The following is a 13,892-nucleotide window of genomic DNA, read 5'->3' as shown; positions in this document are numbered from 1 at the left end:
GTTGGGGTATGGTAGGGGAAGCAAATTTGGAAGAACAATCAAAGATTGTAGATTTTCTGAATTCTTATAAATTTAGAGTTGAAACGGATACGGTTCTCCCTTGCGAACCGAGGCCTGTCGAGGCCATTCCGGTGGCGGTGGAGCCGTCGCCCCCCGTTCCGCCTGCGCCTGCTCATTTGCCCGAGGAGGACCTATCCATAGACGAGCCTCCGTTGATGATGTCGACGATGGCGGCAGCTGCCTCGGTTCTCAACAAGGGCGTCGCCAACAAGTCGGTTCTCAACAAGGCCACGCTGAACAAGAACAAGAATAAGAACAAAAATAAGAACAAGAACAAAAACAAGTCGACGATGGATGGCGCGAGCCTCGGCGTGTCGCAACTCATCCCGGCGTTCGAATTGCGCCGATTGCACCAGCAGCCGTCGCGCAACGCGTTCACGGCCGCGCGGCGCTTTACATGGGAAATGCTCGACATCCCGCCACCACCCGGTCCGGATTACACGCGGCTGGAAGCGGCGGTGCTGCTGTCCATGCAGCGGCGCGATCGTGAGCGGGCGCGGCGATTGCCCGACATCCAGGCCGAAGCGACCATTTCCGTGTCGGAATTTACCCGCGCCTTGTACATCGAGGACATCGGCGGGTACGAACAGACCGAGGGCTTGTTTCAGGCGATCTTGACCGCCTGCGAATATGTCGGGCTTCTCTACAAGAGCCAGTTCAACAGGCTCCGGCCGAACCAGTTCGAATCCCTGTTGCGACCGCTTCTGCCCGTGCCGGTGCACGAATCCTATCCCAGCAACCATGCCTTCCAGTGTTTTTCGATTGTATTCGCTTTCTCGACGATCCTGCCCGAACATCCGGCAACGGACGAACTCGCCCGCATCGCGCAGAACGTCGCTGAAAATCGCGAATGGGCCGGATTGCATTATCCGAGCGACACGCAAGCCGGCCGGGACCTGGCGCGGCGTTTCGCTCCATACCTCCATGACGCGTTCGGGCCGCTTTTCCAGGCGGTCCACGACGAATGGGTTTGAGGCCGATTTTATTCTTTGGGGAGAACGAAGATCATGACGTCCGCCGACATGGAAGCGCCGCAGGCCGCGCCGATGAATTACTACTATCTCTGGCATCTGACGGCGTTGGGCGTCATCGATGCCGACTACGGTTCGCCGCCGATCGTACCGCCGTCCGAGAACGAGACTGCGGCGCGTCCCGTCCCCGACCCGGAGATCGGGGGAAGTGTCTGGGATACGATTGCGGCTGCCGGTCTTGTCCATCCCGCCCGCGTGGCGCTGATCGATGTCGGGATAGCGCCCGATCATCCGAATTTGGCGACCCGGCTTGACCGTGAAGCCTCGATCGACCTTACGAGCCATCGCTACGGTTCGCGCGTCGCCGAAATCCTCGATGCGACCACATCCTTCGACCGTGAGGAAAAGCAGGCCTTCTTCGCCGGGCTTGATATCGCGCCGTTGGGAAATCTCGGTCTATCCGACGATGATCGCGAATATCTCGACGACATTGTCGCGGAATATGCAGCCTCTCAGGGCGTCGTGCGACGGCTGTTCCACCCGGAGTCGCTTTTTGCTTCCCACGGCACCTGCTGTGCCGGCCTGATTGCCGGAGAACCGGCCGTGGCGACGCAGGACGGAGGTCCCTCGGCTCTCCCGGAGGACGTATTCTCCGGTGCTGGCGGCACGCCATGCCCGAGCGCCAATCGCAACGTTCTTCCCTATTTCGGTGTCGATCCCTTCTCCCGGGTGATCTCGATCAGGACCTCTTTCGAGGACGATGTCCTGCAGTTCATCGCCGCGTTCCTCTACGCCTATCATCAGCGCGTCGATGTCATCGTCCTGCCACGCGGCTTGCCGGACCCGAAGCGCAGTCGGGTTATTCCGAAGAACGAATTGAAGGCCGATCTCGAACGCTGGAAAAATCAAATTGCTGCCGATCTGTTCGCCCGTATTTCGCTGGCCGAGCAGGGGGGCGCCGAGCTGGAGCCCAAAGCCCCGCAAAAGGGATCGAACCCTGATAGAGCGTGGCATATCCTCAAGCAGCTCATCGTCGCCATCAGCCATCACATTCCAATCGTTTGCGCTGCGGGAAACAGCGGCGAAAGTCAGTTGATCTATCCGGCCAACCTGACTGCCGATGACAACGGGATAATCGCCGTCGGCGCGGTCACGGTCGAGGGTTACCGCTCGGGATACAGCAATTACGGAGAGGGACTTACGGTCGTCTCGCCATCCGATGACGGCGAAGTCTTCAATCGTCATCAGTTGCGCGTCGACCGCCTGTCCCCTTTCGCCGCGCAACATGACCATGAGGCATTCGGGCTGCGGGAATACAGGTATTCTCACTTCTCTCTGCTGACGACCGACCTGCCCGGCGCATTCGGTTACGACCGGGGGGCGGATCCGTGGTCGTCCATGGTGCCGTCCGCAGCCAATCCCGGCATTGGTGGAGGCTACTACACCACGTTCGGGGGCACGTCGGGAGCCTCCGCACAGGTGGGGGGCATATGCGCCTTGATCCAGCGGGCCCATAAGACCAAGAACGGTGGCGATGCACGGCTCTCCGGCCCTTTGGTCAAGTCAATCCTCCAGTCCACGGCCCGGCTGGATGCGATGGTCGCGCCGGGAATACGCGCATTGACCGCCGACTGCATGAATGCGGATGGCGAAGATGCTCTCGATATGAGCTATTTCTTCGGGTTCGGCCTGCCCGATGTCCCGGCAGCCATCGCTGCCGTATTGTCTCCGTAAGGCCGATTCTCGGCAAAGGTCACCAGGATTAAAGCCCCCTAAAAAAAGGGGGCTTTTTTGTCGGTTTAGCTTCCTTTTCACGGAAGTTTAACGCGGTGCTGGCGTGCCGATGACGGGTCCACAAGAAGCTCCTCTCAACGGAAGACTAGACGAGATCGTGGTTTCAAAGCCGGAGGGCCGTCGGTACGGCCGGTTCTGGTGGCAACTAATCTTCCCTGAAGTGGCGCGCCTCATGATGAGGTTCGAAGCGTCCGGGGCGAGGAGAGCTTAAGATGTCTGCTTATCAGATCGAGCCGTTGGCGGATCAGGCCAGAGCCTTGCTCCAGCGCAATCCGCTCTTTTCAAAGCCCGGTTTCGTCAATGCGGCTGCAACGGGCAACATGCTGAAACAGCGACCCCGTTATGCCCGAATTCTTGCCGCCGCTTCCGAACTGCCGGGTTGCGGAGAAAGGGTCGAGGCATTGGCCCGTTATTTTCCAGGCCTTGCCGATGGCGGATATCATGATGCCGACGCGTTCCTGCCCACCACAGCCTTCCTGCCCGTGCGAAGCGACCCTTACCGGTCTCCCGCATTGGCGGCTTGGATGGACGAGCTTCAGCGCGGGCTGGAAAGCTACGTCGACGGCGCCAGTTCTGAAGTTGTAGACCACAGCCTGCAGCCTGATCTCGTGGCCGAGGACCTTGCTCTCGAGCGCCGTCCAGCCCGCCGGCTTGCCTGTGGTATCGGTCTCGTCCCGATCGACAGTCTGGACGCGAGCCGCACCATGCGCAAGCGCATCGCTCATTGCCGGCCGGCCGATCCCGGCTTCGAGCAGGCCCAGATGAGCGACCATGACCTGGACAGGATCGACGATCATCTCACCAAGGCAATCGAGTTGATTTCGAGCGTCGATCCCGGTGGCTATCAACGGCTGACTGCGGGCCTTCACACACTTTATATCGGCACCCGGCGCGGTGCGATAAGCTCGTTCTCCAGCTCCGGCGACCTGCCGGGGAGTGCCATCGTGGTCCTGTCGCAGGAAAAATTGGACGCCGAAGACTATCCGGCGACTGCCGCTGAGCTTCTGCGCGAAGCGGGGCATGTCCTGCTGCGGCTGTATACGGTAGCCGCGCCGTTATCGCTGCCCGTGGAGATGCGATACGTATCGCCATACACACACAGTTTACAGACGCTCGAAAGCATCCTGCATACGGCCTACGCCATTCCCTGGGAGTGCGCCGTCCGCATCGCATGCTTGCCTTTCAGAGCACCGCCTGAGCACCGAGCGCGGGAAGCAGCTTTTGTCATTGCGTATGCTGCCCGCCTGATACCGCTCATCGATATCGCCCGCGAGGGGGTCGAGCGTCTGGGCGGCGATGTTCTTCTCGACCTCCGGGACATCGCCGTCATTCCATCCTGGGGCGCCGCAATCCTGGCGCTCATCGACCGGCTTCTGGAATGCGAGCCGCCGGCTCGGCGCAAGGCCTATTATGCCCAGCGCCTGTGTGTCGTGGATCGTCAGGCCTGGGATCTCGGGCAGGTGCTTTTGCGGGGGGAGCAGCCCATCGACCCGCGAATGGGCCGCCCGATGCTGCAGAGCAGCGGCGATGGTCTGAGCCTCTGGTACGATGGCCGGCTCCATGTGATCCGCAAAGCCGCCAGGCAGCCTCCCGACGAGTTGTCCATCCAAGATGTCGCGCTGGCGGGAACGTCAGTTTCGACGGTGATGGAGCATGCGTGATGGGTGGGCGCGGTTCCTGTGAATTCTCAGCAGTTCCCGACCGGTTCAAGCAAGGTAAACGATCATGAGAGCCTTCGAATATCATGCCGATCTCTTCGATGTCATTCACGACACGGATTTCATAATTGTCGGATGCGGAGGCCTCGGCTCCCAGATCGCCTCCCAGCTTGCAGCGCTCGGGGCTCGCAAATTCTTCCTGGTGGACGGCGACCGCATCGAAGAGAGCAGCCAAAGACAGATGAGCGGGGCGGCGGCGGAGGATACCGGTCGATCAAAGAGCGACCGGTTGGCAACCTATCTCGCCTCCCGCTTTTCCGCCGCGGTCGCAATCATGACCCAGTTCGCCGATGGGGCGGAAGCTGCCCGGCTCACTCTGGCCCGGACACGTAAACCTTTCCTGCTACTTGCAGAGGACGACGTTTGCCTGGCCGGCCAATTCCTGGCGGAATATCACGCGACGGCGCCGGAGCCTCCGCCTTACCTGCATGTCGGCCAGGTCGGACCGTTTTGTGTCGCCGGGCCACTGGTGGCGCAGCCGGGTGATGCCTGCCCTTTCTGCTGCTCGACATCGCCGGCATCGGTCGACACGGGGGTTGCAGCGCCGCCGTCGCCGGCCGATAACGCCCTGATCGCTTGTTTTGCGGTTTCGCAGATCACCATCGAACGCCTGACCCACCGCAGTTCATTGCGCGGCCATCGCTGGCTCTTCAATCCGGCCACGGGCCACGCCTCGCTCCATCCTGTTTCCAAGAACCTCGATTGCAAGGTGTGTCAGCCATGAAGCCCCTCTCTTCCCAGGACTACTATTTCTCGATCGTCGCAGCTTTGAAACAGAAGAACGTACCGCCTGGCGGGGAAGCAATGATGGAGGCGATCCTTGCCGCCTTTCCCAGCGGCTCGCGGAAAATCGTCGACTTCGGCTGCAACACCGGCTGGATCAGCCGCAGGGTTGCACGGGCTTTTCCGCAAGCCGAAGTAATCGGTGTGGACGAAAATCCGGCGATAATCGAGGTCGCGCGAGAGGTCGCACGGCGGGAGGAGTCGGCGGCGATATTTTCCTGCGTCGACATTGCCGCGCTCCCGGACATCATATCGGAGGCAGATGTCATCATCTGCGGAGGAAGTGCTGCCTTTTTCGAGCGGCCGCTGGATCTCTACCGGATGGTGGCGAGATGTCTGAGGCCCGGCGGTCTCCTGATGGATTGCCACTATGTCTACGACGCCGATGCGCCTCCTTCTCTTCGCCAGGAGGAGAAAGAAACGTTCGGCCTGGGGTGGATGCCTGACGGACTGGACGACATCGTGTCCGTTCACGAAGACGCGGGATTGAGCGTCGGGAAAATCAAGCGGCTGCCTCGGTTCCATTTTGAAGACAGCGCTGCAGCCCGGCTGGCGCGCGATATCCTGCACACCGTTCCAAAGATGCAGGAACTGGCGGAGGCAATGGCGAAACGCCGCCGGCTGATCAGCAAGCTGGCGCATCACCGACACCCTTATCTGCTGGTCGCGCGCGCCGGCGAACAGATCGTCGCCGAAGGCGTGACGCACCGCAAACGCGCAGAAGTCCCGATGGCGTTCGAAGCGATCACGTCCAATCGCCATGCTTCCGTTCGTCGCCAGACCGTGGTCGGATGCAGCTTTTGGAGGGAGGCCGCAAGAGCGGTTGGCCTGCGAAGCGCATATTCATAAAACCGGAATCATAACCCAAATTGTCTCCCACGTTTTCCTGAAAACAGCAGGCGCGCTCAGACAACGTCCGTCGTGGAAGCCAAGCTTTTACGACGGCAATGCTGCGATAAAATTTTCGGTTTTGGCCACGGTTGCGCCGTTAGTCACGTCGGGAGAGCCTCCGATCGAAGGTCCGGCGCACATTCCATTTCAGTTGTAGCGGCTCATTTCCCATGACATCCGGCTCTCCGGCGCCGCCTGACACAATCACACTATCAAACCCCCTCACATTCTGCACGAGATGGTATCGGGAGGCCTTTAGGCACCACGAGAGATCATGACGTTGTCTTCGCGTATAATTGAGAATATCCTGAGTTTATGTCATGTATACGCCAAGCATGGCGTCATACAATGACAAAAGCTGTTTCGTAATGTTCGATATTGTTGCGATATTCTATCAGAATATCTTGCTTGGTTCCGTGTTGTGCGGAATTATAGTTGATGAGCGCTCCCCATTGTTTTCTCATCACCGCAATTTTTTACGGAAGTTTAACGCCGCGCTGGCGGGGCGATGACGGGTTCGAGAGAAAGTCTCATCACGAAAGACGGTGGAGAACACAGTCCGGCTGGCTGGCATTGGCCGTCCCCGGCAGCACTCAACCGATCGGCAGGGGAACGTTCACAAACGCTTCAAGCCGGTGGGCAGATCCTCAGCCTACTTTCGTCTCCGAAGGATGAGCTCACGGGAGCTTCGGCAACACCGTTCAACGGGCCGAGAGGAGATCCTCCAGTCATTCGGAAATCGATGACAGCGACTGCTGTCTCGCCAGACTTAAAATCAAGCACGACGTCCGCAAAAGCGGGTTTCGCCAAACAATGGAGTGAAAAATGACTGTGCCTATAGAGAAGATTGCCTTCCTCGTCGCCGCGGCGTGCATGGCTTCGTTTGCCGGACACGTCCTGGCCTATGACGGCCATCGGTCGACTTCGGGAAACGAGGCCTCGTTCGCCGCCCCGGCGGATGCTGCCAAAACCGAGGCAAAGGCCGATGCCACGCTTGACGTGGCGCAGGTCCGGACCCCGACCCGTCGCGACAACCGGCTTACCGGCGACGAACGGCAGTAGATCCCGGAAGCAAAGCGTCCAAACAGTTCATTCAAGACATCGATCGGCTGGGTCGCACCAGAAGCCGATCAGGCTAAACAAGGAACAACGACTATGAAAAACTCTGTCATCTCCACCATCCTCGCCACCCTGATGGCATCCACCTTTGCAGGTGGCAGTGCCTTTGCCCAGGACGGCGAATATTATGAGGGCGCCTCTCGCGACCGCGACCATCTGGGGGTCACGGCGGATTCCCTGGGCATCCCCTCGGTCACCCGTTATGGCTATCCGCCGCTGAAGCGCGATCGGCGTCTCGATATTCCTTCGTCTCCGGTGATCGACAGCGGTGACTATTACGACGGCCAAACGCGCGCCCGCTAATACCGAAGGTTCGAGTATAGAGCGCCGGGATTTCCCGGCGCTTTTTCTGTCGCTGGTGGCTCGCATGGTTTTCCCGCACCGCTTCGCCACCCGATACGGCCGCAGAACTGTTCACTTCGAAGCCTTCGTCTATCTCTTTGCCCCGGTGATCTGGTTCGATGAAGTCCATCCGTCGCAGGCTCCAGCTCCAGTCGCCGAAAAGCCAGATGATGTTGATTTTCGTGCACGATGGTAATACCTTTGAGGCGTGCGGTATTACTAGGTCACGGAAAATGACGACAACAGTCACGGCAAAAGGGCAAGTCACGATTCCGAAGGCGGTTCGGGACCTGCTCGGAATCGTTCCCGGCAGCAAGGTCGATTTCCATCGAGCTGCCGATGGGAGCGTTGTGCTGACAAGGGCTGACAAGACGCAGCCGGCGAGCCGTTTTCAAAGACTTCGTGGTCATGCCGGAAAAGGGCTTGATACCGACGCCATCATGGCGATGACACGTGGCGAAGCGTGACGCTCGTTGACACAAATGTGCTGCTCGATCTTGTAACCAATGATCCGATCTGGGCGGACTGGTCGGTAGCGCAGCTGGAAGCTGCCAGCCTCGCGGGGCCGTTGTTGATCAACGAGGTAATCTACGCGGAACTCGCCGTTCGTTATAAACGCATCGAAGAACTTGATGCCGTCATCGAAGAAGCCGGCTTAGAGCTTACTTCGTTGCCGCGCGCGGCCTTGTTTCTCGCCGGAAAGGTATTCAGGCAATACCGCGGGGCCGGCGGTTCGCGCACTGGCGTGTTACCGGACTTTTTCATCGGTTCGCAGGCAGCCGTGTGGAAACTGCCCTTGCTGACGCGGGACATCGGCCGTTATCGGACCTACTTCCCGACAATTGAGCTGATCACGCCGGATTCTTGATGTCATATGAGGTAGGGAAAGATTTCCCCACTTTGGTCGTAGGATCGCAGGTCTGGCACCCTGAACTTGTCGCGCCGGTGCCAGTCGCGAAGCGAGCGACCTTCCTGTCCGAGAGGTCGCCAGTTGGGAGTGGATGGGCTACAAAAAGCTTGCGTCAAAAAGTTCGCGGGAATAGCTCGCGTGGGTCACGCCTGCCTGCAGATCCTGCCTAGTGAGTTCGTCGACAAATACGCCATTTTGCATGACGAGGACCCGATCACACATGTGGGAGATGACGGACAGATCGTGACTGACGAGGATGAACGTCAGATTGCGCTCCTCCCGCTGGTCTGCCAGCAGATTGAGTACCTCCGCCTGGATCGAGACATCGAGCGCCGAAGTCGGCTCGTCGAGAAGCAGGATCGGCGGCGACAGGATCAGCGCGCGTGCAATCGCCACGCGCTGACGCTGGCCGCCCGAAAGTTCATGCGGGAAACGGCTGGCGAAATGCGCCGGCAGGCCGACCTGTTGCAGTGCCTCGGCGACCCTTGTCCAACCGTCGCCAGCGCCCATCGACCTGATCGGCTCGGCGAGTGCGGTCCCGATGCGGTGGCGCGGATGCAGCGAGCCGTAGGGGTCCTGAAACACCATCTGGGCAAGCTTCAACTCGTCGCGTGTCCGCACCTTGCCGACCGGCTTGCCGTTAAACGATATCGATCCTGTCCATGCGCCCTCGAGGCCGGCAAGCGAGCGCAGCACCGTCGACTTGCCGCAACCGGATTCACCGACGATGCCGAGCGTTTCGCCGCGGCTCACGGCGAAGCTGACGCCGCGTACGACGTGATTGCTTTTATCCTTGGAGCCATAGACGACATCGAGGTTTTCGACCTTGATCATGGATTGGTCTCCACTTCGATGGATTTGCGGTCGAGGACTTTCAGACGTCTGACGGGATGTTTGGGATCCGGCATCGCGGCTATCAGGCCTCGGGTATAGGGATGCGCCGCATCTTCGAGCCTGCTCAGCGTTTCGACGACGCGGCCGGAATACATGACCAGAATGCGCTCGCAAAAAGCGGCGACCATGCGGATGTCGTGGCTGATGAGGATCAGGCCGGAGTTGTTCTCTCGCACCAGTTCATCAAGCAGCATCAGAACGTCCTTGCGTACGCTGACATCGAGCGCAGACGTCGGTTCATCGGCGATCACGAGCTTGGGACGCGCCAGAAGCATCATCGCAATCATCACGCGCTGGCCCATGCCGCCGGATATCTGGTGCGGGTAAAGAGACAGGACGCGATCGGGATCGTTGATGCGCACTCTCGCCAGCATGTCGCGGGCGCGCGCAACGGCATCCTTGCCCCTGGCGCCAAGATGCAGCTTTGCAGCCTCGGCAACCTGTTTTCCAATGGTCAGAACAGGGTTCAGCGAGTAACGCGGATCCTGCATGATCAAGGCGATGTCTTTGCCGCGAAGGCCTCCCATCTGCCGTTCGGTCTTTTCCAGCAACGGGCTGTCGAGGAAATCCATCCGCTCGGCGGTCACGCCGGCGCGTTGCGGCAGGAGCCGCATGATGGCGCGGCCGGTGGTCGACTTGCCCGAACCGGATTCGCCGACGATGCCGATGCGCTCCCGTCCCACGTCAAAGCTGACATTGGAGACCGCCGGAATGGAGTTTCGGCCGAAACGGACGTTCAGGTCGCGAACGGACAGGACAGGCGTTTCATCAAGATCTGGCATGGCGCGGGTCCAATAGATCGCGAAGCGTGTCTCCGGCGATGTTGAAGGCAAGGCTGGTCAACAGAATGGCGAGGCCGGGCATCACCGCGACCCACCAATAATCGAGCATGAATTTTCGCCCGCTGGAAATCATCGCGCCCCATTCCGGCAGCGGCGGCTGCGCACCGAGGCCGAGGAAGCCGAGGGAAGCCGCCGTCAGGATGATGCCTGCCATGTTGAGCGTCAGCCGCACGATTACGGAGGGAATGCACATCGGAGCGATATAGAGAAACAGGATGCGCAAGGGTGAGGCGCCATAGAGCCGGGCGGCCGCCACGTAATCCGCATTGCGCACGACGAGCGCTTCCGCGCGTGCGAGCCGGGCGATCGGTGGCCAGGCCGTCAGCGAAATGGCGACGATCGCGGTTCCCAAACCTGCCCCGAGAGCCGCGGCGAAGGCGAGCGCCAGGATCAAGGACGGAAACGACAGGACTATATCGGTGGCCCGCATCAGGATGGCATCGGTGCGTCCGCCGAAAAAGCCTGCGACGACTCCGATCACCAGGCCGATCGGCCCGACGATCACCGAGACCGACAGGACGGTCTGGATCGTGATGCGCGTGCCGTGAACGAGACGGCTGAAGATATCGCGCCCGAATTCGTCCGTGCCGGCGAGATGCGCGAGGCTCGGAGGCTGCAGCGCGTCGCTCAATGTCTGGGCCGCGGGATCGTAAGGCGCGATCAGCGGCGCAAAGATCGCGACCACAACCAGGATGGCGAGGATGATGAAACCCATCATGCCAAGCGGTTCGTCGGCCAGCTTGTGCAGAATGCGGGAGGTCGAGTTCCATATCCTGGTGCCGATTGCCGGCGGCCGGATGATGGCGTCGTCCTGGGCGATATTGCTCATCGTGCGGCCTCCCGGGTACGCGGATCAAGAAGCGCGTAGGCAATGTCTGCAACGAAATTCAGGAACATGAAGATGAAACCAACAATGATGGTCGCCGCGAGGATTGCGTTCATGTCACCGATCATGAGGGCATTGGTCATGTACTGACCGATGCCCGGCCATGAAAACACGATCTCCGTCACCACGGCGCCTTCCAGCAGGTTGCCGTAGGAGATCGCAAGCACCGTGATCAGCTGAACGGCGATATTGGGCAGGACGTGGCTGATGACGGTGCGGACCGGACCGACGCCCTTGGCGCGCGCGGCGATGACATAGTCCTGATTGAGCTGTTCCAGCGTGAACGCGCGGGTCATGCGCGTGATATAGGCCATGGCCATATAGGCCAGGATGCACGCCGGCAGGATGATGTGCGACAGGGCGTTCCAGAATATATCGGTCTCGCCTTCGAGCAGACTGTCGACGAGCATCAGCCCGGTGGTCGGCTCGATCAGGCCTTCGTAGAAGACATCGACGCGGCCCGGCCCGCCGACCAGATTGAGGCCGGCATAGAAGATGACCAACCCCACGATACCGAACCAGAAGACCGGGATCGAATGTCCGACCAGCGCGAAGACGCGGGCGAACTTGTCGATCGCGCTATCCCTGAAAAGACCGGCCGCCAGGCCGAGAGGAACGCCGACTAGGGTGGAAATCAACACCGCGAGCGTTGCAAGTTCCAGCGTTGCCGGGAAAGCCTGGGACAGGTCCTTGGTGACTGCGTTGCCGGTCAGGATGGCCGTGCCCATATCGCCGTGCAGCAGTCCCCAGACATAGACGAAGAATTGCTGGTAGAGCGGCAAGTCGAGCCCAAGCCTGACGCGCATGGCCTCGTAGGCTTTCGGATCGGCGAGTTCGCCGACAATGGCCCCGACCGGATCGGTCGGCATGACGCGGCCGATCACGAAGGTGACGCACAACAGGATGAACAGGCTGACGATCAGATGGAGAAGTCGTCGTCCCAGCTCGCCTAACGAAAGTTCCTTCATGATCGGCTGCCTGACCTGACGTTAAGTTACTTATCGGCCTTCGTGACGCCTTCCAGACGTGTCGTCTGGCTCGGATGCCCGACATAGCCCTGCACACGGCTGGTCAGGACGATCGGTTCATAGCGTTCGAAGAGCGGCAGAACGGCAGGTTTCTGGGCAACGAACATTTCCTGCATCTGAACGTAAAGCGCTCCGCGCTTCTTCGCGTCCGGCTCCAGCGCAGCCTTGGCGGTGATGGCCGTCAGCTCAGGGATATCCCAGCCGGACCGCCATACGAAGTTGCCGGCATTGTTGGCCTTCAGCGAATTGTCCGGATTGCTCGAGAATTGCTCCATCGCGCCCAGGACATTCGGCATATAGGCCCCTGTCTGCGGGATCAGGAGATCGAAATCTCGGGCTCGGTGCGCGGCGATGATATCTGCACCATTGCCCTGCATGATATTGATCTTCACGCCGATCTGGCCGAGCGACGCCTGGATCGCGGTTGCAAGATCGATGCGCGGCGTCTGGGCAATGGTCTTGAGGTTCAGCGTGAAGCCGTCCTTGTAGCCGGCTTCCGCCAGCAAGGCCTTTGCCTTTGCCACGTCCAGCTTCCAGTCCGGGCTCGGAATGGCATATTCGAAGTTTTCCGGAACGGGAACGGTGCGCGCCCGGCCGTATGGCCCCATGATCGCCTTTTCCATGCCCTTGTAGTCAATGCCATAGGCAATCGCTTCGCGGACCTTCGGATTGGAAAGCGGTTCCTTGCCGGCGTTCATCGACAGGACATAGAACCCCCCTGTCGGGACGCGCTGGATTTGATAACCCTGCTTGCCGTTGAATGTCGCAAGGTCGGTCGCGGTCAGTGCGCTGGCGATGTCGATATCGCCACGCTCAAGCATCAGCCGCTCGACCTGGCTTTCCGGCACATGGCGAACGACGACGCGGCGCATCTTCGGCTGACCGGCGACGTAATTCTTGTTCGCGTCGAGGATGACGATCTCGTTCGGCGTCCACTTGTTCAGCGTGAAAGGACCCGAGCCTGCCGAATTGGTGCGCAACCACGCATTGCCCCAGTCGTCGTTGACGACATGGCTCTTCAGTTCCTTGCTGTCGACAACGCTCGCGATGACCATCGCCAGGCGATAGAGCAGGAGCTCCGACGTGACCTCGCCGGAAAGGTCTACACGCACAGTCTTCTCGTCCGGCGCCGTCACCAGCTTTTCAACGTTGCCGCCATTGTAGCCGACACGCTTGAGATTGGCGGCCGCGGCCTGGTCGAGCTTCAGGAGGCGGGTGATCGAGTATACCACGTCCGCGGAGGTGACCGGGTTGCCCGATGCGAATTCCGCCTTGCGCAGATGGAACGTGATCCCCTTGTCATCGATCTCCCATTTTTCGGCAAGTTGCGGGGAAATCTTTCCGGAACCGTCGGTCGAAACCAGGCGATCGTAGAGGTTCGCCATGATCTCATTGGCCTTGGCTTCCGTCGCCTGATGCGGATCCAGCGAGAGAACCTGGGCAAGCGAAGTCGCAATGACGAGCTGATTGGCCGGCGTCTCGGCAAAAGCCGCTGGCGTGCCGAAAGACATGACGGCAAAAGCCGCGCCAACAAGCAATCGGGTGCAAAGGTATTTCATTGTAACTCCTCCCAGAGTGAACCAAAGACATAGCCGGTTGTTCAAATGTTGTATGATGACTTAGCCAACTTTTCTGGGGATGGCAAGCTTGCCGC

At 60.0% G+C, this 13,892-nt stretch carries 14 protein-coding genes; 9 read left to right on the top strand and 5 right to left on the bottom strand.

Annotation, left to right across the window (positions count from 1 at the left end; translation table 11 throughout):
* The first annotated feature begins 8 nt into the window (after positions 1–8).
* The 9 genes from C5J24_RS10745 (at position 9) to C5J24_RS10705 (ending at position 8,546) form a co-directional block, all read left to right on the top strand.
* Entirely contained in the window at positions 9–1,034 is a 1,026-nt protein-coding gene (locus tag C5J24_RS10745) for a phosphatase PAP2 family protein (RefSeq protein WP_105417786.1), read from the top strand.
* 33 nt (positions 1,035–1,067) lie between these two features.
* The gene (locus C5J24_RS10740; protein WP_245437563.1) at positions 1,068–2,765 is read left to right on the top strand and encodes a S8 family serine peptidase; all 1,698 of its coding nucleotides are present in this window, start codon (positions 1,068–1,070) and stop codon (positions 2,763–2,765) included.
* A 272-nt stretch (positions 2,766–3,037) separates the two neighbouring features.
* Positions 3,038–4,486: an HEXXH motif-containing putative peptide modification protein gene (locus tag C5J24_RS10735; RefSeq protein WP_105417784.1), complete on the top strand. Its 1,449-nt coding sequence runs from the start codon at positions 3,038–3,040 to the stop codon at positions 4,484–4,486.
* 64 nt (positions 4,487–4,550) lie between these two features.
* The gene (locus C5J24_RS10730) at positions 4,551–5,267 is read left to right on the top strand and encodes a ThiF family adenylyltransferase (RefSeq protein ID WP_105417782.1); all 717 of its coding nucleotides are present in this window, start codon (positions 4,551–4,553) and stop codon (positions 5,265–5,267) included.
* Positions 5,264–6,175 (top strand): bifunctional 2-polyprenyl-6-hydroxyphenol methylase/3-demethylubiquinol 3-O-methyltransferase UbiG, encoded by a 912-nt coding sequence (locus tag C5J24_RS10725; RefSeq protein WP_105417780.1) that lies wholly within the window; start codon positions 5,264–5,266, stop codon positions 6,173–6,175. The genes C5J24_RS10730 and C5J24_RS10725 overlap by 4 nt, the downstream gene beginning before the upstream one ends.
* 867 nt (positions 6,176–7,042) lie before the next feature.
* Positions 7,043–7,279 (top strand): hypothetical protein, encoded by a 237-nt coding sequence (locus C5J24_RS10720; RefSeq protein ID WP_105417778.1) that lies wholly within the window; start codon positions 7,043–7,045, stop codon positions 7,277–7,279.
* A 93-nt stretch (positions 7,280–7,372) separates the two neighbouring features.
* A complete protein-coding gene (locus tag C5J24_RS10715) occupies positions 7,373–7,639 on the top strand; it encodes a hypothetical protein (protein WP_105417776.1) in 267 nt (88 codons plus the stop codon).
* Between the two features lie 272 nt (positions 7,640–7,911).
* Complete coding sequence (locus C5J24_RS10710; RefSeq protein ID WP_105402798.1) at positions 7,912–8,145, top strand: AbrB/MazE/SpoVT family DNA-binding domain-containing protein; 234 nt, start codon at positions 7,912–7,914, stop codon at positions 8,143–8,145.
* On the top strand, positions 8,142–8,546 hold the full coding sequence (locus C5J24_RS10705; RefSeq protein WP_105417774.1) for a type II toxin-antitoxin system VapC family toxin: 405 nt from the start codon (positions 8,142–8,144) through the stop codon (positions 8,544–8,546). The genes C5J24_RS10710 and C5J24_RS10705 overlap by 4 nt, the downstream gene beginning before the upstream one ends.
* Before the next feature lie 138 nt (positions 8,547–8,684).
* Here C5J24_RS10705 and C5J24_RS10700 read toward each other — a convergent pair whose 3' ends face one another.
* Genes C5J24_RS10700 through C5J24_RS10680 form a run of 5 tightly spaced genes read right to left on the bottom strand, consistent with a single transcriptional unit; the run spans position 8,685 to position 13,749 of the window.
* Positions 8,685–9,422: an ABC transporter ATP-binding protein gene (locus C5J24_RS10700; protein ID WP_105402702.1), complete on the bottom strand. Its 738-nt coding sequence runs from the start codon at positions 9,420–9,422 to the stop codon at positions 8,685–8,687.
* Positions 9,419–10,264, bottom strand: coding sequence for an ABC transporter ATP-binding protein (locus tag C5J24_RS10695; protein WP_105417772.1), 846 nt, complete (start codon positions 10,262–10,264; stop codon positions 9,419–9,421). Before C5J24_RS10695 ends, C5J24_RS10700 begins: the two co-directional genes overlap by 4 nt.
* Entirely contained in the window at positions 10,251–11,153 is a 903-nt protein-coding gene (locus tag C5J24_RS10690) for an ABC transporter permease (RefSeq protein ID WP_105417770.1), read from the bottom strand. The genes C5J24_RS10695 and C5J24_RS10690 overlap by 14 nt, the downstream gene beginning before the upstream one ends.
* A complete protein-coding gene (locus C5J24_RS10685; protein WP_105417768.1) occupies positions 11,150–12,178 on the bottom strand; it encodes an ABC transporter permease in 1,029 nt (342 codons plus the stop codon). Before C5J24_RS10685 ends, C5J24_RS10690 begins: the two co-directional genes overlap by 4 nt.
* Positions 12,179–12,204: 26 nt before the next feature.
* Entirely contained in the window at positions 12,205–13,749 is a 1,545-nt protein-coding gene (locus C5J24_RS10680) for an ABC transporter substrate-binding protein (RefSeq protein ID WP_371674241.1), read from the bottom strand.
* Positions 13,750–13,892 lie beyond the last annotated feature (143 nt).

It is taken from the genome of Neorhizobium sp. T25_27 (assembly GCF_002968565.1).
GTDB lineage: Bacteria > Pseudomonadota > Alphaproteobacteria > Rhizobiales > Rhizobiaceae > Neorhizobium > Neorhizobium tomejilense.
This window is presented reverse-complemented; position numbering and strand designations above follow the sequence as displayed.